This window comes from Paenibacillus assamensis DSM 18201, assembly GCF_000422445.1.
Classification (GTDB): domain Bacteria; phylum Bacillota; class Bacilli; order Paenibacillales; family Paenibacillaceae; genus Paenibacillus_B; species Paenibacillus_B assamensis.
In genome coordinates this window covers 374,336-397,468 of the sequence record NZ_KE383837.1, presented here as the reverse complement: position 1 = coordinate 397,468, position 23,133 = coordinate 374,336, and the positions used below count along the sequence as shown (strand labels likewise).

The 23,133-nt window shown below is 40.2% G+C and carries 26 protein-coding genes; 21 read left to right on the top strand and 5 right to left on the bottom strand.

Translation table 11 applies throughout. From position 1 onward, the window contains the following. Positions 1–74 precede the first annotated feature (74 nt). The 8 genes from H580_RS0116145 to H580_RS0116100 all read left to right on the top strand — a co-directional run bounded on the left by H580_RS0116145 (position 75) and on the right by H580_RS0116100 (position 7,784). A complete protein-coding gene (locus H580_RS0116145; protein ID WP_028595702.1) occupies positions 75–1,145 on the top strand; it encodes a DUF5022 domain-containing protein in 1,071 nt (356 codons plus the stop codon). Between the two features lie 48 nt (positions 1,146–1,193). Further along, positions 1,194–1,676, top strand: coding sequence for a hypothetical protein (locus H580_RS0116140; RefSeq protein WP_028595701.1), 483 nt, complete (start codon positions 1,194–1,196; stop codon positions 1,674–1,676). 174 nt (positions 1,677–1,850) lie between these two features. Continuing rightward, positions 1,851–2,951 (top strand): DUF3626 domain-containing protein, encoded by a 1,101-nt coding sequence (locus H580_RS0116135; protein WP_028595700.1) that lies wholly within the window; start codon positions 1,851–1,853, stop codon positions 2,949–2,951. Positions 2,952–3,527: 576 nt separating this feature from the next. Further along, positions 3,528–4,811: a helix-turn-helix transcriptional regulator gene (locus tag H580_RS0116130; protein WP_028595699.1), complete on the top strand. Its 1,284-nt coding sequence runs from the start codon at positions 3,528–3,530 to the stop codon at positions 4,809–4,811. A 625-nt stretch (positions 4,812–5,436) separates the two neighbouring features. Next, a complete protein-coding gene (locus H580_RS0116115) occupies positions 5,437–6,174 on the top strand; it encodes a hypothetical protein (protein ID WP_028595697.1) in 738 nt (245 codons plus the stop codon). A 71-nt stretch (positions 6,175–6,245) separates the two neighbouring features. Then, positions 6,246–6,476: a hypothetical protein gene (locus tag H580_RS0116110; RefSeq protein ID WP_028595696.1), complete on the top strand. Its 231-nt coding sequence runs from the start codon at positions 6,246–6,248 to the stop codon at positions 6,474–6,476. A gap of 563 nt (positions 6,477–7,039) precedes the next feature. Next, entirely contained in the window at positions 7,040–7,462 is a 423-nt protein-coding gene (locus H580_RS0116105) for a hypothetical protein (protein ID WP_028595695.1), read from the top strand. Between the two features lie 13 nt (positions 7,463–7,475). Beyond that, positions 7,476–7,784, top strand: a complete 309-nt coding sequence (locus H580_RS0116100; protein WP_028595694.1) for a hypothetical protein — start codon at positions 7,476–7,478, stop codon at positions 7,782–7,784. 73 nt (positions 7,785–7,857) lie between these two features. Here the strand turns inward: H580_RS0116100 and H580_RS26250 are convergent, their stop codons facing one another. Then, the gene (locus H580_RS26250) at positions 7,858–8,031 is read right to left on the bottom strand and encodes a hypothetical protein (protein ID WP_157282949.1); all 174 of its coding nucleotides are present in this window, start codon (positions 8,029–8,031) and stop codon (positions 7,858–7,860) included. A gap of 152 nt (positions 8,032–8,183) precedes the next feature. Between H580_RS26250 and H580_RS0116095 the strand changes: the two genes are divergently transcribed. From H580_RS0116095 to H580_RS0116080, 4 genes are all read left to right on the top strand, one after another. After that, positions 8,184–9,401, top strand: a complete 1,218-nt coding sequence (locus H580_RS0116095) for a M16 family metallopeptidase (protein WP_028595693.1) — start codon at positions 8,184–8,186, stop codon at positions 9,399–9,401. Positions 9,402–9,907: 506 nt separating this feature from the next. Continuing rightward, the gene (locus H580_RS0116090) at positions 9,908–10,666 is read left to right on the top strand and encodes an ABC transporter ATP-binding protein (RefSeq protein WP_028595692.1); all 759 of its coding nucleotides are present in this window, start codon (positions 9,908–9,910) and stop codon (positions 10,664–10,666) included. 19 nt (positions 10,667–10,685) lie between these two features. Continuing rightward, positions 10,686–12,491 (top strand): FtsX-like permease family protein, encoded by a 1,806-nt coding sequence (locus H580_RS0116085; RefSeq protein WP_028595691.1) that lies wholly within the window; start codon positions 10,686–10,688, stop codon positions 12,489–12,491. A 31-nt stretch (positions 12,492–12,522) separates the two neighbouring features. Beyond that, entirely contained in the window at positions 12,523–12,891 is a 369-nt protein-coding gene (locus H580_RS0116080) for a YxeA family protein (protein ID WP_051217498.1), read from the top strand. Between the two features lie 139 nt (positions 12,892–13,030). Here H580_RS0116080 and H580_RS0116075 read toward each other — a convergent pair whose 3' ends face one another. Next, positions 13,031–13,435 carry a YhjD family protein gene (locus tag H580_RS0116075; protein ID WP_245583581.1) on the bottom strand — a complete coding sequence of 135 codons (405 nt, stop codon included), beginning with the start codon at positions 13,433–13,435 and terminating at the stop codon, positions 13,031–13,033. 215 nt (positions 13,436–13,650) lie between these two features. Here H580_RS0116075 and H580_RS0116070 point away from each other — a divergent pair, with 215 nt between their 5' ends. Both H580_RS0116070 and H580_RS0116065 read left to right on the top strand, forming a co-directional pair. Then, positions 13,651–13,935, top strand: a complete 285-nt coding sequence (locus tag H580_RS0116070; protein WP_157282946.1) for a hypothetical protein — start codon at positions 13,651–13,653, stop codon at positions 13,933–13,935. 84 nt (positions 13,936–14,019) lie between these two features. Beyond that, positions 14,020–14,529 carry a Crp/Fnr family transcriptional regulator gene (locus H580_RS0116065; RefSeq protein ID WP_028595687.1) on the top strand — a complete coding sequence of 170 codons (510 nt, stop codon included), beginning with the start codon at positions 14,020–14,022 and terminating at the stop codon, positions 14,527–14,529. Between the two features lie 23 nt (positions 14,530–14,552). On the opposite strand, the gene H580_RS0116060 is transcribed toward H580_RS0116065, so the two are convergent. Then, positions 14,553–15,749 (bottom strand): MFS transporter, encoded by a 1,197-nt coding sequence (locus tag H580_RS0116060; RefSeq protein WP_028595686.1) that lies wholly within the window; start codon positions 15,747–15,749, stop codon positions 14,553–14,555. A 240-nt stretch (positions 15,750–15,989) separates the two neighbouring features. Here H580_RS0116060 and H580_RS0116055 point away from each other — a divergent pair, with 240 nt between their 5' ends. Genes H580_RS0116055 through H580_RS0116045 form a run of 3 tightly spaced genes read left to right on the top strand, consistent with a single transcriptional unit; the run spans position 15,990 to position 18,503 of the window. Then, positions 15,990–16,565, top strand: a complete 576-nt coding sequence (locus H580_RS0116055) for a DeoR family transcriptional regulator (protein ID WP_028595685.1) — start codon at positions 15,990–15,992, stop codon at positions 16,563–16,565. A 19-nt stretch (positions 16,566–16,584) separates the two neighbouring features. Then, complete coding sequence (locus H580_RS24535; RefSeq protein ID WP_036605367.1) at positions 16,585–17,994, top strand: PepSY-associated TM helix domain-containing protein; 1,410 nt, start codon at positions 16,585–16,587, stop codon at positions 17,992–17,994. Positions 17,995–18,005: 11 nt separating this feature from the next. Then, on the top strand, positions 18,006–18,503 hold the full coding sequence (locus tag H580_RS0116045; RefSeq protein WP_051217497.1) for a FixH family protein: 498 nt from the start codon (positions 18,006–18,008) through the stop codon (positions 18,501–18,503). A 305-nt stretch (positions 18,504–18,808) separates the two neighbouring features. Here the strand turns inward: H580_RS0116045 and H580_RS0116040 are convergent, their stop codons facing one another. Together H580_RS0116040 and H580_RS24530 are read right to left on the bottom strand one after the other, a co-directional pair. Continuing rightward, on the bottom strand, positions 18,809–19,219 hold the full coding sequence (locus H580_RS0116040; RefSeq protein WP_028595683.1) for a GNAT family N-acetyltransferase: 411 nt from the start codon (positions 19,217–19,219) through the stop codon (positions 18,809–18,811). A 188-nt stretch (positions 19,220–19,407) separates the two neighbouring features. Beyond that, positions 19,408–20,043 (bottom strand): acetylglutamate kinase, encoded by a 636-nt coding sequence (locus tag H580_RS24530; RefSeq protein WP_245583580.1) that lies wholly within the window; start codon positions 20,041–20,043, stop codon positions 19,408–19,410. A gap of 291 nt (positions 20,044–20,334) precedes the next feature. On the opposite strand from H580_RS24530, the gene H580_RS0116030 reads away from it, so the two are divergent. From H580_RS0116030 to H580_RS0116015, 4 genes are read left to right on the top strand one after another with little or no spacing between them, the layout of a single operon-like run. After that, positions 20,335–21,195 (top strand): DMT family transporter, encoded by an 861-nt coding sequence (locus H580_RS0116030; protein WP_028595682.1) that lies wholly within the window; start codon positions 20,335–20,337, stop codon positions 21,193–21,195. Between the two features lie 51 nt (positions 21,196–21,246). Beyond that, positions 21,247–21,777, top strand: coding sequence for a YfiT family bacillithiol transferase (locus tag H580_RS0116025; protein ID WP_028595681.1), 531 nt, complete (start codon positions 21,247–21,249; stop codon positions 21,775–21,777). A 56-nt stretch (positions 21,778–21,833) separates the two neighbouring features. Beyond that, entirely contained in the window at positions 21,834–22,724 is an 891-nt protein-coding gene (locus H580_RS0116020) for a TIGR01777 family oxidoreductase (RefSeq protein WP_028595680.1), read from the top strand. 49 nt (positions 22,725–22,773) lie between these two features. Further along, the gene (locus tag H580_RS0116015; protein ID WP_028595679.1) at positions 22,774–23,052 is read left to right on the top strand and encodes a hypothetical protein; all 279 of its coding nucleotides are present in this window, start codon (positions 22,774–22,776) and stop codon (positions 23,050–23,052) included. Positions 23,053–23,133 lie beyond the last annotated feature (81 nt).

Here is a 23,133-nt window from a genome sequence, read left to right as displayed (position 1 = left end):
AGAATTGCATCCTACTTCTATCACAGTATTTACAAACATTTAGGCTGTGAAAAAATAATAGGAGGTAGTGACTCGTGAAGAAAAAAACAGGTTTTAAAAAATTATTTGTACTTGTACTTACATGTTGTGTTATTCTATCGTCAACAACAGGGACGGCATATGCTACTGAACAAGGTGAACAAGACTTAAAACCTCGCTCATATCCAGAAAAAATAAATGTGCAACTACAAGGGCATGGCGAATATCATATTATAGAGAATACAAATAAATCATTCTCTAATGAAAGTGATGGCACAGAAGCTACGTTTATTGCAGAAGATAGAATGTATAAACTTCAAGATGGCCGATATTTATCTGTAATTGATGAGAATCGCTTACAACAAGTTAATAAGATTGAAATTAATTTAAGTGATACAGATAGCATTAATAATATAGCAGAGACGTATTCATTGAGTGATGATATTAAAAAAGATCTCTTAGCACAGTGGAATAAAATGAAAGCACAAGGAAAAACTGATGCAAAAGCAGCAGTATTTACCCCTACCACACCCACCATCGCTACATTGTCTAACCCGGCCCCATACTACTATAAATACGATAATAAAATGTTTAGAGACACCCAGATTATTTATTACAATGTCGATACAATGATGCAAGAGATTAAGTCAGGAGTAGGAACAAAAGAGGTTGCCAAGGTACTCAAAGACATCACTTTAGAAGTAGTGGGTAATGTGCAAATAGTAGCAAAAATAATGCCATTATTAAATGCTGCTACATCCGTCTTTAATGCATTTCTTGAACTGATCGGCTATCAGGAAATTAGAGGTTCATATCAGGATATGATACAAGTCGGTCTTAAATATGATATTTATAAAAAGTACACAGATGTTAATGTAGCCATGGATCTTGTGCATTGGCAGTCGGGAGCAAGAACTCAAAGTACAACAATTAAAAAAATTGATACCCGGGCTTATTTTATTGTGGGTAATCAGGGAGTAACCCATGAATTCACAAAACATTCATATGAAATATATGAAACGCCAAATTGGTCGAAATCATGGATAAAGGCAAATCAGAATTACCCATGGATGGCTTGGAATGAACAATTACAAATTAAGATTTTTAATGTTCCAATCATTTTTTAAAGTGTTTGATATGAATCAAAGTTAAAGAAGAGGTAAAGGAGAATTTTTATGTATATATTGAATTTGGCAATTTTACTGCTTATGTTAACGTCCATAATCATTATATGCCTACTTATATACAACATATTGAAAAAAAGATGGATACGTGCTAGTAAGTATTTAGCAATTGTAATTACTTCTGCGCTGATCATTATACTTTTTTATTCTCCTGTTACTATTCCAATACCTCAAAATGCTGAATATCAAATTTACCCTGATAACGGAAGCTATACAATTAAGGATGTTGAAAAAAAGAAAGAAATAGAGAAGTTGCTGCAAGATGCGAAGCTTACTCGAACGGTAAGGACAACGGTTTTTCGTGCTTCTCCAGTACCTGCTAAGGATACAGTAGAAATTTTTATTGTTCCGTCTCCGGTCGGGCTAATCATTCGCCTAGATCGTCCTGAATTATCATTGGTTAGGATTAAGGGTCAATTTTTCACCATTAATGGTGCGAATGAATTTGTAAGAGGGCTAAAAAAACTACTATAACCTTTGCTGGGTGTTCATAGTCATTATAGTGAATAAGGTTAATAGGAGACAGCAAGAAAGATAGCCAAATATTATTCGCAAATTAATAATGACAAGAGTTAGGGGACTCAATCTCTTTCAACTCTTGTCATTATTGTTAGAATGAAGTTCTCCCTTAACAGGATGGTGATTCTAATGCAGAGTAAGTTATCAAATCCACAGCGCCAAGCTATCGATTATATTACTCAGTATGCCAGAACACGAAAAAGTGCTGCTCGAAAATCACTTGTAGAAGTTCTCCAGATGTCCAATATCCCTTGGAGCACTTTTGAAAATGCTTGTACAAAGATCTTTGCGAACGCTAGGGTCGCATTGCATTTTCATCCTGACCGATTAACCGTGGATATGAAAACGGTGGCACAGTCATTGCTTGAACAGGGCATCTACAAGAGTCAGTTTGAAACTCATATTTCGAATGGGAGCGTATCCGCTTACTCGGGTGGCGCACGAGATCTGTGGGAGAAAACACTGTTTGGCGGTGCTTATCAGTTAGATGGTGTGACTGATGATCAGCGTCCGAAGTATGGGGCGTTGGATGTAATGCTGCGCCCAGATGGCCCAGCTCCGCGATTCGGCTCGTGTTACTTTCTCCTTGCACCAAATGTCTCAACGCGCTGTACGTATACGTATTTGGATTCACATCAAAACCCCGTAGAAAGAGGCACCTATGAAGAGTTTGAGGATATATTGGCAGCGACTTTTAAAGATGCATTTTTTCGAAATGAGGCTATCGGCGAGAAGGAGCTGACACCTCAGAAATTAATCGATCATCTATTAATAAATCTAGAACAACCATTAGAAGACCCTTCAAATCGTAAGCCTAGTCGAAATCTCAACCACTATATTGAGTCCCAGGTTCATGGTGATATTACATTAAAGAACGACGTGGATATTCTAGTTGCAGATCCTTCGTTCAAAGGTTCTTCCACGGGAGAAGTATTGGAGCAAATGTGTATGAAGTATTCTATTAAACTATATTGGCATATGGGATTCGTTATGAAGGCAGACGAAGTACCTTCAGATTTCAGGGGACCAACGATGCCTTCTTTAGCGAAACGGATCGCACAACATGGCTATATTGATGCCAATGTAATTGGGGCTGCCGCGTTAGATTTGAAACGTAACTCGGAGTTATGGAAGGATAGGGGAAGTAATGAGGAAGCTCTTCAAGAGCTCAAATATATGTGGCATATACTCGTTCGATACGGAAACCGACAAGTGAATAAACCAATATAATAGATTGTCAACATTAAACTAGACAACTTTCTTAAGGGCTGTTTTCTGAAATTAACTGGGCTTATATGGCCTTATGTTTCATGAAATGATTGTACTAATTGTACCAATTAATATAATCATATAAATCCAATATCAGATACTGCATGCTATTTCATTTCATTGGATAGGATTGCTATGACTCGTTACACACAGCCTTGTGAGGTGTATACTGGGCAACTATGTGAGAGGAGACAAGGCCTTTCGCCTTCATGATGCGGCCGATTCGTCTCCTAAGTAAAATAAACTAACTTAATCCGCTTCCCGCTCTTAAGAATGGGGGCGGGTTTGTCTCAAAATCTGATGAATTAACGCAAACGTATTGATTATTTTTTATTTTTAATTTAAACAAGTCTTGTTTCCATTAACACCATATTTATGTCATATTGACAACTGGTTGAAATATGATAAGATCTTGATTAATTGTATTCCCCCATGGTTTTAGAGCTTAATTTTCCATCATCCACTATACAAACCATTCCCCGACAATAAAGCTTGATCTGTTTAAACATCGATAATTTCAAAGGATGTGAATGTAAGATGAGTCATTCTTTAACCAAACTTACATTCGGAGATTTGATCAGACAACATAGAGTCAGTGCCGAGTTATCTCTGAATGACTTAGCATCACTCACTAATGTTAGTAAAGGTACCATATCTAAGATAGAGAATGGTGAAGTTAAAAAACCAGAATTTAAGACAATAAGAACCCTTGCTGAAGCCCTTAACATTCCGTACGATACATATATTGAAATGTATATTGAACTTGAAAGAAATCCTGAAGTACTTCATACGATGCTTGATGATGCAATAACCAGTTGTAAATCAATATTGCTCATTGACAAGATCGCAACTAAGTATCTTGAGTCAGATAGAGCAGATAGTTATGAAGCCGCAGAACGATTATTTCATACGACCTCATGCATACAAGATTCTTCCACAAAACTCATGCTGTATAACCGTATTGTTGATTATTCCCGCTCTCATGGGATTATGCAGTTCATTGCGAAGGGATTACTTCAAAAGTACCTCATTGAGCGTAACGATTTTAGTAAATTAAAAGAAACGTATCAATTGGGTCGCAGCACGCTAGACTATATTAATTTCCTAAGTGAAAAGGAAAAAACAACTTATTTTTATGCATTAGGAATTCACGCATTTAGTCTCTTGAATTTTAGGGAAGCTATTAGCCTAATGGAACGTATTGTACTTAATGAATTTTCAGAAAGCGTCTACAAAACTACTGCTTTATTTAATATGTGCAATTCATATTATTACTTAGGACAATATGATGCAAGTCAGTCATATCTTAATGAATATAGTGCGTTATCTCATCCTGATGTAGAGGAGAATGTCAGAATATTAAATGCACTGCTCTGTGGAAAAAGAGATACAACTGAGGGAATTAAACATCTTCAAAGATACATTAAAAATAAACCTCTGGATTACTATATTATTTTTGCAGTAACGGAATTAATGGAACTCTATTTAATAGATAAAGACTATAGTGCAGCGTTTGATCTATTATCATATGAAGGGCCTATGAAGAAAGCATTGAATGATGAGCGTACTACTCCCTTTAAAATTGCTACATTCGCTCATTTTTATAAGCTTGCAGGAAATTTATATATAAACAATGATCCTAACACGGCGTGTAAATACTATTTGAATAGTGTATCTGCATACGCTGGTATTGGGGATATAGAACGTGTGTTTCTAGTTATGGCGAATATAACGGAATTACTTACTAGTGATATCGAACTAAATCAAGAAACGCGAAATAAAATAAACGAGGTAATCAAATCAATAGGGAGGATTGGTTAGCATGAAAAGAAGGATACTGTTAGCTCCAACTTTTTTAATGCTGGCACTATTTTCGTTTACCTTGATGAATGTGGATTTAGTCGTAGTTTTAGTTGATACACCTTGGATTATTAAGTAGTAAAAGTAAACAGTATTACTCCCAGAAAATAGACACCAACTGAGGTGTCTATTTTTCGTGGGGTTTCTACACATTTTTTACCAATTTTTCGATGGAAACCCTCAATATAATGAGGAAGGGGAGAATACTTAATCATAGGTGGGAGAATGAGGGGATTCACCCACCGATATACTAATAACATAAGGATTCGATATACAATGTTAAATCATTTGAATCAGATGCGATTAAAAATTAATCAATCATACATTCAAGGCGTTAAATTAACCGACGGTCTGATGCTCTCAATGAGTCAGAACTTAGATCATTTATTAAATGACTACCATAGATTGAAACAGCATAGAAAACCAATAAAAAATGAAATCGGTAACAAAATCTATGGAAAATGGGAATAAAGCCGATCATACATGTGAGAGTAAGAAACTTGCAGTTGCGCCCAAGCTAATGGTCTTTACAATGTTTGAATTTCTCGGCCGAGATTCAAAAATAAAAAGTAAGAGGAGATTCAGCATGAAAATTAAAAGTATTGCTATGTTCATTCTTGCTATAGTTTTGCTTTCTGTGAATGCTATTGGTGCAGCCGCTACTTCAAACGAAACGTATGAACTACGTTATATGGATGGGCAGCAAGTTCTGAAAGACAATGTAAATAATATAACTTATTTAAAGGCATTTACACCCGATGGAAAGGAAGTTTCTTTATCTGAATATAAAGTTTTACTCGAAAGTTCCGAAAACCATTCTTTTTCTAACACGAGTCCATCAAATGCAGATGAAGACTTGAACTTGAATCCTCTAGTCGTATCCACTATTAAATATGAGGAAACACAAAAGTGGACAGAAGTAATGCCTCCAAGAGTAGCAACCCCAGTAACAGACTGCAGAAATAGTGCTGATAAATGTCCAATACGATTAGAACAAGGAATTACTACTACTGAGGAATTCTCTGTGGGAGTTACAACAATGGAAATTCCTGAAATTCGAGCAGCAGCGAGCTTTACATGGTCAAAGTCCCTGGCATCAACAACAACGATAGGTACTGATCTTTTCGTAGCTAAAGGAAAGCAGGGTTATCTAACCTGGGCACCTAAGTACACGTTTAGTAAAGGCAATTTGAAACACTATGTTACATTACCAGGTGGTATTGCAAGTGTCGTGAAGGAGAAGAAGGGTGTATGGGGTGCATCTCCTGTGAAAACAGCGACAGGACATGCTGATGGAGTTATTGCATTAGCAATTAAAAATTAAAAACCATTAAGAAAATAGATTGAATCCTATTTTTTGGGATTCAATCTATTTCTTAACTAAGGAGTGTTACTGTGAAAAGATCTACTATTTTAGGTGTATGTCTTATTGCTCTCAGTGGTTTAGAACAAATATTGATTTATATGATAAACAGTAAAGCTGACAGTTATGAAATGCTCTTACAGCTTACCCCCGAATTTATTTGGAGTATTCCTATGATTACATTTCTGCTTGGAATTCTACTCATCGTTTTACCTCTAATACCATACAATAATCAAAACACGGCTGATAGGAAAAAAAAATAAGGTAAGAGGCATTTTTAAACTTCTCTTTCTGAATATATTACTCAATGCCAGAATACGAAATAGCGCTACTTGAGAATTATTAATGGAAGTTTTCTATATGTTTAATATATCTTGGCATCCACTCGTTCGATACGGAAACCGACAAGTGAATAAACCATTAAAATGACAAGCAATTGATGAAGGTATTTCCGTCTATACTCATCAATTCTTGTCATTTGGTCGTATTTCAATAAGCTATAGCTAATGGCGACTGAAGCTATTTTTGAAAACTAATTAACTGAAATTTGAAAGCCAAGGCTTAATTATAGGCAGAATGATTTCAGGCTGCATTGCCTTGGTATAATCCTTACCCGTTCCTTCTAAGATGAAAAGATTCCATCCCAGTGCACCAACTCCTATTTATTTCGTTGCAGGATACCGATAATCTCAACCGTTACATTGCCAATGTTCTCTCCATATCCAATTGTGTCTTATTCGCCGACAAACGTAAGTTTCGTAATGGTTAATTTTGGTTGACAATATGTCCTTAATAGAATTACATAAAACCAAGGAGTTGAAAATATATGTATATGATTGCTCAGAAAAATATAAAGGTGTTAAAGCAATTAAAAGAAATTTTTACACAGTTAGAGGACTTGTACGAATCCGAGCAAAATTTATCTGTAACAACGCAGCATACAATCAAAATAACAGAGTTCTGCTCAAAATTAACTGCAGTTCTTCATTCTTGCAGGCTGGAGGACTTGAGAGTTATATATGCAATATGTTCTATAGGATATCATGAAAGAGGAGAAAGACATTATTATGAAAATAATACGAGAGAAATTATCGAATTAGAGCTTAGTGAAAGTGAAGAGGAACTACTAAAGAAGCATAGTAAGTACATTGAATTTCTTAATGAAGAAGAGTTAAGCGATTATTTCTTATCCAGAGTAAGATTAACTCAAGATTTAAATGAAGGAATGAAAATCTTAAAATTAATATAGAGGTGGTAGATGTATGATTGTTTCGATCATGATTCAAGAAACTCCCTTCTTCTATGACGTAATAGATGAAGTGGGGAATAATCTATATAAATTGCAACTTGAGTTTGGACAATGGCTTAGTGAAATTGAGGGGAATCATCCATTTAAAAAATATACAGAAATTATTGAAAGCAACGGAGAAGTGTCATTTGCTGGCTATATAAATATATATGGACCAGATGCTTTTATTGGATGGGTTAATGTTGAAAAATATGGTGAAAAAGTTGCAGTTAAAATCAAAAATGATACCCATCTAACACCGGCAGTAACGATTCATTTTTGAAAAAATAAAATGCATTAAGGCCCTTAAAATACAAAAAAGAAGGACTGAGTCCCCCTTTTTCTCAATACGTATATTAGACTTTAACTGTACCTGTTTGTCTGTCTGATGCAATAAATATGTGATTGCCAGCCTCAGAATGCTTCTCGCTTGCATCTGAAGTAAAGAGGATACCAACAGAAACCATCAAAAATAATAAGGCACTTACCAATAAGCTTGTAGATAAAGATTGGGAGCTTGAACTTTTCAAAAGTACCACACCCTTTACATAAATATGCTTACAGATTGTATGATATCGCCCACCGCTTATTCGTGTCAAGGCTGAACAACACGTCAATGGTGGTAGAAGCGGTGAGAAATATAGTATAATTTTCCCGTATTTCAATAAGAGAGGTGCATTAATTGAATAAAACGGTTCTGAATAATGGAATGACGATCATTACAAATAAAGTCTCTTCGAAAATTGTAGCCTTGGAGTATGTCGTTCAGGTAGGGGCGTTTCACGAAGAAGGATATCCCTTTGGTATTTCTCATTTTCTAGAGCATATGATGCTCAACGGGACAACTAGTAGAAGCAAAGAAGATATATTTGACACGATCCAGTACCTTGGTGGGGACATCGATGCCAACACATCTTTTTATAGTACAAGTTATCAGTGTACAATCATGAAGAAATTTTGGAAAGACGGGTTAGAAGTGGTTTCAGACATTGTTTGGAATGCGGCAGTGCCAGAAGGTGAGATTGAGAAAGAAAGAAAAGTCATTGAACAGGAAATCAAAATGCTTTCAGATGATCCAATAAATCATTTACAAGAAGGTATCTTTGCAAACTTATTTAAAGATAATCCTGAAAAATACACCGTAATCGGCACGGTTGATTCCATAAGTGGTATTAATAAGGCCAGACTTGACGCGTATAGAAAACAATTTTATACACCTGATCGAGTAGCACTTGTTGTTTCTGGGGATATCGAGCATAGTGAGATTGTTTCATTTTTTGATAACTATGATATACAACCTTCAAGCAAATACATTGAAGATCTTCGTCCTGAAGCTTTTAACACACTGGGTTCAGAAACCTATACCATTCGTAGTGATTTTGACCAAGGGTACTTTTCATGTGCAATGATTGCTCCATCACGACAAAGTGCAGATTATTATGCTTTTCAGTTAATCATTAATTTGCTATCGGAAGGACTTTCTTCGAGACTGTATCGAAAGCTGAGGGAAGAATTAGGATTATTATATGGACTAGGCATGGAGTATTTAGAGCTCAAAGATAGTGGTCTGGGTTTGTTTACTGCAATCACAGATGCTAAAAATTTTGCAGAAGTAAAAGATAATTTTATTAAGGAACTGAACAAATTAAAGGAGCAACCGCTCCGTGAGAAGGAATTGCAACAAATTAAAAATGTTTCTACCTATTATTTGTATAGTGCCTCAGAAACGAGCTCTAGCATAAATGAAATAATAGTTACAGATTATATGTTTGCAGAGATTCAAGATATTGAAGATACCATTCAGACGATATCATCGATTACAGCTAACGATATTATGAACTGTGCAAATAAATATTTTGTAGAAAGTAACTATATGTTTGTCGAAATGATTCCTGAGTGATGAACAATTACGATCGGAACACTTGTACGAAGAGGCCTGGAAAGGTAAAATATAACTACAATTGAATCTTGGGTGAGCATGATTTTCAAGAAAAAGTAAAACCCACCCCAAGGTTGCAGCCAAAGGTGGGTTTATCTCCGTATTGACTAAGAAGGGAATACCCATCCAAGCCAATTGTATGGACCAAGTGTTCGCGCACTTGGTCTTTATTAGTTATATAATACCACATAAATGAGTATGCATCAAAGCATTGAGTGATCAGAAAGTTCCATCAATTCGGATATTAACAAATACGTTCATTGGGTATTAGGCTCGTAAATAATTGAACATATCTGACTTATCGCTAACTAAGACGACTTTTTCCGAGTCGTCTTTTCTGTCTTTCCTTACATTTATGACAAAGGTGACAAAATGGTAAGGTAGCTGTCATGCTATTCTATGGTTGGTCAGTTTAAATTCCTGCACAATAGAGACAACAGCCAAACAAAGTGTAGGGGGATTTACAAATGCAAGCACCTGTCGTTGACATTCAAGATGTTAAAAAAGTATATGGAAAATCAGGCGCGAATCAATCGTATGCATTGAAGGGCGTATCATTCTCGATTCAAGAAGGTGAATTCGTCGGTATTATGGGACCGTCGGGTTCGGGTAAGACAACACTGTTGAACGTCATTTCGACGTTGGATACAGCTTCGGATGGTGTTATCAAGATTGCAGGCACAGATATTAGCCATATGAAATCAGGACAGTTGGCGGACTTCCGTTCGCAGAAGCTGGGCTTTATTTTTCAAGATTTCAACCTTATTGAGAATTTGACGGTCTATGAAAATATTGCGCTGCCGTTGTCTTTGCAAGGTGTTCCATCGCGCAAGATTGGACCTAGCGTTAACAAGGTAGCGGCAACACTAGGCATTGCTGAACTATTGCAAAAATATCCTGCGGAGTTGTCAGGCGGTCAGAAGCAGCGTACAGCAGCAGCGCGTGCACTTGTGCATGAGCCAGCGATCATCCTCGGCGATGAGCCGACAGGGGCGCTCGACTCTAAAAATGCAACGAGCATGCTCGAAGCGATGACGAATCTCAATGAGCAGCACGGCGTGTCCATTATGATGGTAACGCATGATGCATTCAGCGCGAGCTACTGTCAGCGTATTCTGTTCATCCAAGACGGAGAGTTATACAAAGAAATTCGCCGTACCTCCACTCGTGAAGTATTTTATCGCGAAATTCTAGATGTACTTGCCGACTTGGGCACGCAAAAATGACAACAAAGGATGGTTACACATGTTAGTTAAACTTTCGATGTCAGGACTGAAAAGCAAGCTCAAAGATTATTTGGTGCTGCTCGTCGGTCTGGTCATATCGGTTTCGATCTTCTATATGTTCCAGACGCTGGCGTTAAATAAAGCGTTTATTGAATCTAACTCAGTCATTAGCAGCATTCAATTTGTGTTCCATGCAGGTTCTGTGCTGTTGGCGATTATTACGTTTTTCTATATATTGTACGCGAACTCGTTCTTGATGACCTTGCGACAGAAAGAATTCGGCATGTACATGATGCTAGGGGCCAAGAAGCATAAAATAATGATGCTTATGTTCCTAGAAACGATGATTCTCGGTATTGTATCGTTAGTTATCGGTAATACAATCGGGATTGGCTTGGCACAAGGTGTCGGTCAACTACTGATGAAGCAGCTGGAGTTTACGGCTGGCGGCTATGAGGCGTTCTATATGCCATCGCTGCAAATTACGTGTCTGTTCTTCTTGGTGCTGTTTATACTATCTGCAATTATGAATACATTGAAGTTGTCACGTATATCGGTGTTGCAGCTTGTACATGCGGAGTCGCATACCGACCGCCCTGCTGTAAAAGGGATCATGACAGTAGTGACGGCTGTTCTGTCGATTATATTGCTGGCTATCGGGTATTGGGCTATGTTCAATATGGAGATGTTGGCACAGCTAGGCATTATTATTTCGTTAATTACGACGACATCAGGAACGTATCTGTTGTTTATGACATTCCTGCCGCTTATGATAGGTAGATTGAAAAAGAATAAGAAAAGAAATGAAAAAGGTCTTAATTCGTTTACGTATGCGCAGCTCAGCTTCCGTGTAAATAGCTTAACAAAAGTACTTGCTACCGTAGCAATGCTAATTGCACTAGGTGCAGGTGCGATAACGGCGGGAATGGGATTCCAGAACAATGTCATGACGACAGTTAATGGATTCACTCCATATGACACGGTGATTCATCAGCCGACGGAGCAGGAGAAGGCAGTTCTTGACTCGATTACATTTACAAACAAACAAGAGTACCGCTATAAAGTAGATGAGAAATACGTATATTATGTAAAAACAGACTTGGAGCAGCACCCTCCGCTCGCTCCATATGGAGTAGGAAGAGAAAGCTTTGGTCAGTACAAGCCTGTAACGGAAGCGATCTCAACAGGGGTCATTGAAAGCGGAAATTGGGCTGAGGCACTACGAATGATTCAACCGCATGATTTGCATCGAGGGAAAGAAGTACAAATTGTGGATGAACAGAAGTATAATCAGCTTCAGGCAGAGGAAAGCAGTGTGATTGTAGGTATATCGGATGATTTTCTTACCTACAAAGAGAAGTGGGCTCAGCTTGATGAATTAGAAATGGAAAAACGTCAAGTACAAGAAATGATGCTGGATAGTAAGTATGCATCGTATCGTATGATGCACGGCTTCTCCAGCGGAACGGTATTTATGGGCTTCTTCCTTGGAATTGCGTTCTTAGCGATGATGGCAAGCAGCTTGATGTTCAAAATATTGTCTGGCGCTACGAAAGATATTAGTCGCTATCAAATGCTGCACAAAATCGGTGTGCGCCGCGAACGACTGGTACGTTCGATTTATAAAGAGCAATTCCTGGTATTCTTGTTCCCAGCGATTATTGGAATTGCCCATGTTGTACTTGGCATGAAGATGTTCTCATTTATATTGCGCAATCCATATGATCGCATTTGGGTGCCGCTGACGATATTTGCGGTTATATATGCGGCTTATTATTTCATCACGGTTCAATTGTACAAGCGTATTGTTCTTCCATCTAAATAGAAACTAACAACGAGATGAGGCAGATGAAAGTATGAAGAAAAAGAGTGTCACAATTATGATGCTAGTCGTTCTTGTATCGATCTTACTGGCTGGCTGTAATATGCAAAGACTAGGTGCAGATCAATATTACGTGCAAATTAAAGGCGAAGGTAAGTTAGAAGACGGCTCCCGCTATTATACGTTGAAGGGCTATACATCGGATGGAGAAGATAAGGAAATTACATTTATAAGTCATAAAGATAATGCAGGCAAGCTTCGAGAAGATGCTTATCTACGTATTTATGCCAAGCCAAAGGATAAAAAAGCAAAACAAATCAACGAAGTTACATCGTATGAAGAGGTTAAAGCGGAAGATATTCCTGCCAGAGCGAAAGAAATGCTGGACGCACAGTCACCGTAATCGAATGTCATTATTTGATTGCACGGTGGATATAGAGTAGATAATCAAATGAAGTGTGGATAGGGCAGGCCGAAATGGTCTGCCTTTCGCTGTATGCTGCGCTAATTTCTTATAACGATGTTCGGGTACTTTTGGCTGGTTAGTACCTTGTTTCGATAGGAACAGGCAAATGTAAATAACGTTTCAATAACGTAGTCACTTCAGTGCGGAGCAGTCCGCGCAGTAGGTAAAAGGAGTGCTCGTAACCTTGCACGACATATTGCACACGCACGCCGTGAGGTTGACGCTCTTCTTTTAGTACTTTAATGCCAGTACGGCGAAATTGGGTACGAATTCGGGATAAATCCGCATTGACTTCATCTTGAGCACGACATAAGGATTCCATATATACATGCGCCATTTTTAAAGTGGAACTTCCGATATGGGCGATGTCGCGTTCCAGCACATCCAAGACAAGGGCGGAAATAATATACTGCTTTACCGCCATCTTATGTTGGGTGCGATGTGGAGCAGTCGCTTGAGGTTGGGGTGCTTGATTGGCCAACTTATTTCTTCCTCTCTATTCGGGGATATTAAATGAATGCGAACTAACGTTCTTATTTATATCCAATATAACGAACGAATATTCGTTTAGCAATAGAAAGTTTATATGGTTATAATTGGATTGACGCAAATGAATTCGGATGCGTTACCCTTATAGAAGGGAATATGAGCAATGCAACACATAATCAACAGATAGAGACAAAGGATGAGAAAGAAATGAACAACGTACAATTCCAATTACAATCGCAAGAAGGGGACACGGCTGTTTATCTATTTCAGACGATGAATCACGACAATAAGCAAGTAGAAGGAATGTTTGAAGTCAATCTCCCTGCGTATTGCAAGCTGAGTGAAGAGGGAGCAGAAGATGCGGAGCAGCAGGCCATTTATTGGTTGACGCCGATCCAGTCGGATGAGCAGTATTGGAGCGGGATGAAAGTCTTTTTCCGCGTGTATAAGCATTATTTAGAGCATCGTGCATACATAGGCAGCAGCGAGTAAGAGGCACTGCCATATATGCAGTGTACAATTCATTATTATGTATGGAATCGATAATTCAGTGGATGGAAAGGAGGGGGGGGGCGCTTGCGACTAACGTTGCATCGAGGAGAAGTGTTATTTCGGCAGGGGGATCCGGGAACGTATTTATATCGAATTGTGAGCGGCGTGTTCAAAGTAACTCGGCTGCATGAGAATGGCAATATTTTATTGTTCAATTTATTATTTCCTGGAGAAATCGTGCCCCATCATTCCTTGCTGTCAGCGAAAGATTGTCATGGCACGGCTACAGCGCTCACGACAAGTGAGGTAGAGCGCATACCAGCCGATGACTGGTATGCGGAGGTTGCTATGCAGCCGGAGAAGGCGATTGAAGTAGGCAGAGTATTGCAGGAGAAGCTGCGCTTTATGCAGCAGCGCATCGATCATTTGACAATCGGTTCACCAGCCGAGAGGCTGAAGCTGCTAAAGCAGTCGTTAAGTGGCTATACCGAACAACGACCACTCACCGACATTTTGACACAAGAAGAAATCGGACAGTTTATCGGTGTTCGTCGGGAAACGATTAATCGCTTATTACGAAGTGATGTGGAATAGTGCAATTTATTTTTATAAAAGGGTTAGGCTGAAGGCGCATGATGGGTATGTGTGGATTTGCTGCTTACCATCACATAAATCATGATGATCATGGATAACGTAATCAAACCAGCAGGAATCCAGAAGATGTTCGGTGTAACGCCGTCGATAAACAGAGGCAAATGGTAGCCGATAAGGGTTGCCGTTTGTGAGATGAAAATGTACAGGCTGGCGCCGAACCCTGCCCGATGCACAAACATACGCTGCACATAGCCCATGCCGACGCCGTATAGAACAGATACAAAGACAGAGTATATCGGCTGCACAACAAAGAACATCGTCAATGAATCGCTCCAGCTATATACGATATAGGTCACAAGTGCGAACATACTTCCGAGCCAAATAACAGGCTTATACCCGTACTTTGCAGCCCAATAGCCGGCCGCTGTCATGAACAGCAGTTCGAACACTGCTTGAATACTCCACATATAAGACATGAGCCGCGGATCACCGAATAATTCATGGACGACGAGCGGCAAATGTAAGCCTCGAATCGCATCTGAACAGCTTAGCAGTAATATGGCCAGCAGCATGAGCAGCGAAAATGGCTCGGTTGCGTTGGAGCGAACTTGCTGGGCTGAGCTGTCCGTTGTTACTTCTTGATAGAAGAGCAGCAGCAAGCAAAGTGCAGCGTATCCCGCAAGATTTCCCCACAACACACCTTGGAAGGTAGCAAGCAAATATAGATTGGCACCTAGCAGCAGTCCGCTGAAGAAACCGATGCTGTACGTTGCCCGCAGCCATATTTGCGCGATTTCGACGATAGTGGGTGCTTTGCTCGTAAAATGATTGCGTGCCATAGCAAATAATTGCCCGAAAATTAGACCAGATGGAGATACTGCCAATATCATCCCGACGAGTGCAGAGGTATAGCTGTCGGCCCTCATATATAGGAAGAGCCCAGTCATACAGAGTAGGGATGCGATAATCGGCAGTCGTTTCTTATATTTCATTTTATCGCTAATGAATCCGACCGAGATTGTTATGATCATATTGAGAAACAGAGAAATCGCAAAGACAGATGTAATCTCCTCCTTACCAAGCCCAACCGAGTCTTGCAGGTAAATCGCATTCATTGGCGCTAAAATACCTGTCCCTATCCCGTAGATGAAGAGTGTTAGCAGTAACGTTCGTGCCCCTTGAATATGTACAAATGATTTCAAATCCCGCCATATGCGCATTGCTGCTCCACCTTTCTTATTTCTCCTTATTCGTATTTTAAGGAACCCAACAATGTCGTGTGATATTTTTAACATTTTTCAACAAAAAATCACATTTAGTTCTTGCCTTTCTCCTAATTATGCCATAATCTAATTTCAAGCCAATAAGTGGAATTGGCTAAGTGTCATCATGTGAGCTACTAGTTAGTTGCTTAGGAATGAAATTCCTAATTTTTAGGATTGGAGGTGAAATAGGTAACGATGCTGCCCATTGAAAGAAGACAACAGATTTTAACATGGGTTGAACAAGAAGGTAGTTTGCGTGTGACAGACATTAGCAGTCGGTTGCATGTATCGGAAATGACGGTGTATCGCGATATTAAGCCTTTAATTGATGAGCAGAAGGTGATTAAGACCTCGAATGGAATTGCTTCGCTGCCTCATCGTCATGCTGCGAGTGCAGTCCCGACTTGTTCGTATTGCTATAAGACCGCGAACACAAGGTACTCCGTTAAGCTTATCACGAAGAGCCAACAGATTGAACATACTTGCTGTGCACATTGTGCGCTGCTTCGTTATGAAGATGTCGAGTGTGATGTGATTCTTTGTCATGATTTTTTGACGGACACGACGATTAGTGCCAAGATGGCTACTTTTCTGTTCCATGCGGATGTAAACATCAACTGCTGCCAACCAACGATACTTACTTTCGATTCCTACCAACAAGCTATCAAGTTTCAAACGGGCTTCGGTGGGGAAATTTATCGCTTTGAGGAGGCTGTCCAAACACTAAGACAACAAATGAACGCACAATCTTGTGCGAATCGAAACCGTTAATAAGGGGGTTATTTATATCGTGGAAGCGAACCAAGCGGTTCAGACGAATGCTGTGTCCGTGAAGACGAAGACCAAGGCGTCTTTTTACCAAATTGTGTGGAGATGGCATTTTTACGCAGGCTTGTTCGCTGCACCATTTCTTATCGTACTTGCCATAAGCGGAGGCGTATACTTATTTAAGCCTCAAATTGAATCGATGCTGTACAAAGATTTGTACTACGTAGAGCAGGCATCGGATGCGCAAGAAGCGACGGCACTGGCTCCGTCCGCACTTATTCATTTTGTGCAACAAATGCATCCAGATGGGCAAATCAATTCGATTATGTTTTATGATGATAGAACGAGAACCGTAGAAATCGGTATGACTGAAAATGATATCGCGTCTTCAGTATTTATAAATCCATATAGCGGTGAGGTACTGGGCTCACTCGTTAGCGGAGAGAGATTTACAGATATTTTTGTGAAAATGCACAGCGAACTCATTATTGGTGGAACAGTTGCCAATTATCTTGTAGAGCTAGCGGCCTGCTGGACAGTTATATTGCTGCTGACAGGTTTATACATGTGGTGGCCGAGAAACCGCGCCTCCATCTGGGGGACGGTACTGCCAAGATTTCGTCAGAAGGGGAAAGTGTTTTGGCGTGATATGCACGCAGTGCCTGCTTTTTGGCTGTCGCTGTTTATTCTTATTTTAGTACTAACAGGGCTTCCGTGGTCTGCAGTAACGGGCAAGCAAATCAGCAGTTTGGCTACATCTACGAATACAGGATATCCGCCTTATGCGCTTGGCCATGGTGCCAAGCCTGAATCGACCTTAAAGACGAAGGACGTTGCCAAAGGCGGTCCATGGGCAACAGAAAATTTGCCCGTTCCCGTTTCGATGGCAAGCAGTTATGTACCCTTGACAATTAATGAGGCAGTAACGATTGCAGAAGGCGCGAAGGTAGAGAAGCCATATCGAGTCATGATGCCGAAAAGTGAAAAGGGCGTGTATACGGTTACGACTTCGCACACGGTTCCTGGTGGAGAAGCAACGTTGCATCTAGATCAATATTCGGGCGCCATATTGAGCGATGTTCGATATGCCGACTACGGCCTGATGGGTAAAGCGATCACGGTGGGTATTGCGCTGCATGAAGGGCGGTTGTTCGGCCTTGCTAATCAACTGCTGGGTCTTATTACTTGCTTAGGTGTAATCGGTATTGTCATTAGCTCCTTTGTCATGTGGCGCAAGCGCAAGCCTCAAGCGAAGCTTGGCTCGCCGACGCCGAGCAAAGATAAAAATCGGACAAGAGTCGTATTTGTCCTTATGCTCGTCATGGGTATTTTAATGCCTTTAGTAGGCATTTCGATTATCGTCGTCTTTGTGCTGGATCGATTCGTGTTATCGCGTATCCAACCAGTAAAAGCGTGGCTGCATGGAGCTTAGGAGGCGTCATCATGATAAAAAAAGTAGCGGTTAGCATTATGCTTGCGTTCGTTCTCATTAGTTCGGCAGCGTGTACAGCTAGTACAGATACGCAAAAGAAGCAGCATGTATCCAGTCAGCTGTATGCGGAGATTATTACGCCTGAATCAATCGCTTTGAAGCAGGACACTGTGCTCCAAGTGCGTCTTACCGATCATAATGAACCTGTAACAAAGGCAGACCTTGTACAGTTTGAAATCTGGGACGCGAAAAAAGGACAGGGCCAAGAAGGAAGTCAAATGATCCCTGCTCAGCATGATAAGGATGGACTTTATACGGTGACAACAACGTTCGATCAGAATGGAGTCTATTTTGTTCAAACCCATGTTTCCGTAGGCGAGCAGCATGTGATGCCGAAAAAGCAGTTGATCGTGGGCGAAGTATCCGCGGAAGAGTTGAAAGCAGTTCAAGAGGAAATGCTCAAGCATGAACAGGGTGCTTTTGAAGGGCACGGCGGTCATCATCATTAATGGTTAGTATACCTTTTCAATGTGAATGATGATGTCCCACATCGCATATGTAAAATGAAATTTCTGCGATTGTGCATCCTTTTCTGGCCGACAGCTGACTTGCGTGAAAAAGGATGCAGATGTGAATGTTTATCCCGTCATTAGCACTGAATCTTATAGATATAAGAAAAATGCCTGCATTTGAGCAGGCATTTTTCAATTTTGCGTCTATATCTGCTTAAATACCTGCATATTTACATGTTTCACAAACATCTAGATAGAGGCGTTTAAAAGAGCGTATTTTATAAATTACATATAATCACGTTTTACAACTTTTTTGTAAAAATGATTTCTAGAGCAGGATCAATGTCCATTAATAAACTCCCCGAATCTTTGTACCCCAACTTGCGGTAGAAGTGCTGCGCATCTTCATTAGATTGAGAGGAAGTCATTACTTGTTTATGCCCCATAGCTCTCATTTCCGCTTCCCAGAACGCAACGAGCTTGCGACCGTGTCCTTTATTTCTGTACGCATCATCAAAGTAAAGCATATTCATAAACGGAAAGAGGTCCCAGAAGTAGCCGTAACGCAGCCATCCGACTGCTTGCTCTTGCTCGTTTATAGCTATAATAAACTCTTTATCTTTTAGCTTTCTCATTATTAGCGATTTACACATATGCTTGTCACGTTCAAGTATAAACGGGTAGTAGCTTTTATCTGCAATTTCAAATCTCATTGGAATCCCCTCACATGATGATGTTGGATAAGTAAAGTGACCTTCTATGTAAAAATAAAACTATGAAAATTATACCATAATTACAGGTGCTCTATCATGATATTTTTCTCTGGGTAAATTAAACTCGGAATAGGGCAGCAATGGCATCCCCCTTAAAACGGCGATCCGTCTTAAGAGGGCTTAGCTACCTAAGCGTTAAAGGCGGAAGGAAACTGCTGTATAAAACCTTGAGAAAACATATCTGCCATTGCCAGAGCTTGCTGTTCGATTCGATCATAGATAGCAATATCAGAGGCATATTGTTTGTTCAATCGATATATAACTTCTGCTTTTAATAAATCTAGATGTTCACGCATCATTTTTTTCATTTCCGCTTCTGGCCAGTATGGATTTATGCTGCTAAAGAACGTAGCGAGCTGATCGGCATTTGCATACCATCTTTTCTCAGCATCAGCTGCTTTTACGCTATCTCCTGCTTTGGCTGCTTTGACAAGCTCGGCTGCTATAACAAGATGATCGCGGAACAAGGTCTCAAATTGGGAGGCAACTTGATTCCCATAGAAAAGTCGAAATACAGCCCCCATATCTGGGACATTGCGCAATAGTCGCTTGGTGGTCTCTTCTTCATCAGCCAAGCCTTCCGCAATACTAATCACTGTCATTCTCGTCCATGCTACATGCTGTTCCCAGAGCATGCGCATCAAATTCATAAATTGCACAGCAGTACTGCTAATGCCCGTTCGAGACCATGAGTGGAAGAACAGATGGTTGTCAGGGTGGATAGGATGTGGGTAAACAGGAATCCCTGTTGGATACATATACATTATTTTGAACTCCTTCACCTTTTTTCACAGCATATGTAAAGATATTTCTTTGGGTGAATGTCACGAACGGATGATCAATAAAAGCTATTTATTGGTAAGTTAATAGAATAAAATCGAAATAAGAGTGAATTTTTGGTAAAATAGAAGAGGTATGATAGCCATAAGGGGAATTACTGAATGGATGCAGCAGATAGCAGATAGTCAATGAAAGGAAGAACGTAATGATAAGCCATCTATGAATGACATAAGATTGAAAGGATACGACGAGTGAATACACAAGCATTAATAAAAATGATTATTGCAATGTCCATCTTCGGCTCGGTTGGCTTCTTTTCGGTTCAAACAGGGATACCTGCGTTGGAGCTCGTATTTGTCCGATGTATCTTTGCGACGATGTTTCTAAGTCTGGTTTGGTACGTGACAGGAAGCTATAAATCGGAGCAGTGGAAGTCAAAAGAAATCATGCAAATTTTGTGTTGCGGGTTATTTTTAGTATTAAACTGGGTGTTCTTGTTCAAGTCATTTGAATTAACGTCGATAACGATTGGGATTACGATTTATCATCTTGCGCCTGTTATTGTACTTATTGCAGGCAGTATCTTTTTTAAAGAGAAGCTAACGATGTTTGCGGTACTGTCTGTTGTCACTTGCTTTGTCGGCACAGTGCTTATTGTGGGTGTAGATGCATCAATATCGTGGACTGTACTCATGTCATCTGGATTACTATGGGCCTTTTTGGCGGCGGTTTGTTATGCGCTCTTGATGATGCTTGGTAAAGGTGTACAAGAGATGAGTTCATACACGGTGACTTTTTTGCAGACAGCATTAGGTATTGTTATTCTACTCCCGTTTGTTAATTTTACGGAATTTTATGATTTGACCTCTGCAAATTGGTTTTATATTATCGCGACAGGCATTATTCACACTGGCATTGTTTATTTGCTTTTCTTTGATAGTTTGCGTGAACTGCCTACCGCTGTTATTTCGGCTTTGGTATTTGTGGATCCAGCGGTTGCGATCTTACTGGATATCGTTATAACTGGTTTTGTGCCTAGTTTGATTCAAGGGGCAGGAATCGTTCTTATTTTTGTAGGGATGGTGTTTGCTGTTAGAAAGCCACCGACCAAGCATCGCTTAACGGAAAAGGCTTAAATACATACTACCTAGCTAGTTTATAAGGAGCAAGCAGGAGGAGGCGCATAGATGAACAGACAATATCCCATAGGGACATTTACTTGGGAAGGAACCATTACATCTGAACAGAGACAGCAGTGGATTGCAGAAATTGAGCATTTGCCAGCGAAGCTGCGTGCACTTGTGGAAGGGCTTAGCGAACAGCAGCTAGAAACTCCCTATCGGGAGGGTGGCTGGACGATTCGGCAGGTGGTGCATCATATTGCGGATAGCCATATGAATAGCATCGCTCGCTTTAAGCTCGCGTTGACGGAGGATGTGCCAACGATTAAACCTTATGATGAAGCGAAGTGGGTAGCACTTGGGGATTCGATTGATGTGGATGTTGAGGTGTCCCTTGCTTTAATTGAAGCTTTGCACAGGAAGTGGGTTATTTTATTACAGTCGATGACGGAGCAAGACTTCCAGCGGACATTCTATCATCCTGATTCGCAGCAGGAGATTCGTCTCGACTATAATGTTGGCCTATATGCATGGCATGGCAATCATCATGCCGCTCATATTGAGCTGGCTAAACAGAATATAGCCGTAGGCAATTGAAGCGTATCTTATCAATTGATTCTGCTCTTACAATAAACAGGAAATGAGTGATGGAGATGAAGAAGAAAGTTGTCATAGCCGGCGGCACAGGGTTTATCGGGAAATACTTCGAGAAGCAATTTCGCAGCATGGGATACGACGTCATTATCATCTCTAGACAACCACATCATTTGGCATGGGACGACAAACAAGGAATTGTAGAGGCAGTAAATAACGCCGATATGCTTATCAATCTAGCAGGCAAGTCTGTGGACTGCCGCTACAATGAGAAGAACAAGCGCGAAATTATTCGTTCCAGAACGAGTACGACCCATCTGCTTGGTAGGGCAATTTTAGCGTGTTCCCATCCACCTACCTTATGGATCAACTCCAGTACGGCAACGATTTATCGGCATGCAGAAGATCGTCCAATGAGCGAGGAAGGCGGAGACATTGGGACGGGCTTTTCTGTTGATGTAGCGAAGCAGTGGGAAGAAGCGTTATTTTCCTTTAACCTGCCTGCTACACGGCAAGTTGCCTTGCGGATCGCCATTGTACTAGGCAAAGATGGCGGGGTGATGACACCGTTTAAGAACTTAGTACGATTTGGGCTTGGCGGTGTGCAGGGTTCGGGCAATCAGCGTTTTAGCTGGATTCATATTGAGGATTTGTTTGGAATCGTTATGTTCCTGCGCGAGCACGAAGAGCTGAGTGGAGTGTTCAATTGCTCTTCTCCTTATCCAGTTACGAATCGCGAGTTGATGGAGCAGTTGCGCAAGACGATGAAGGTAAAGGTTGGACTGCCTTCGCCGCGCTGGCTGCTTGAGATTGGCGCCGTCTTTATTAAGACGGAGACAGAATTAGTGTTGAAAAGTCGCTGGGTCATTCCTGAAAGGCTGGAGCGGGCGGGCTACACGTTTACGTATGATAGATTGGATAAGACCCTTGATGATTTGCTGACAACTTAGAATAACCTTTGTGCATGTACGCATCACAATTATGAAGAGGTGAATCTAGTTGAAGCGGACGCTGCTGCAAGCCTTTCTATTTTCCGTTGTTATCTGTCTCCTTTACTTCGTTATTCAAATCGCAATTGGTATGTATAACACGATTACTTATGTACCAGACATCGTGAAACATTATGAAACCGTTGAATATGTATCCGAAGAAGTAAGTATCGGAGCTAAGGGGGGCATAGTTGAAACGATTGTTCCGATTGCTATTATATTGGTTGCTGGGATGATTAGCTTTGTTGCTGGTAAGTATGTAATGAAGAAAGTAAGACGTAATATGTAATTGGGCAATATAGGGGGATTTTCTATCGTAGGCGAATAGGTTCCTTTCCCCAAATGATATAAATGCATATCATTTAATTAA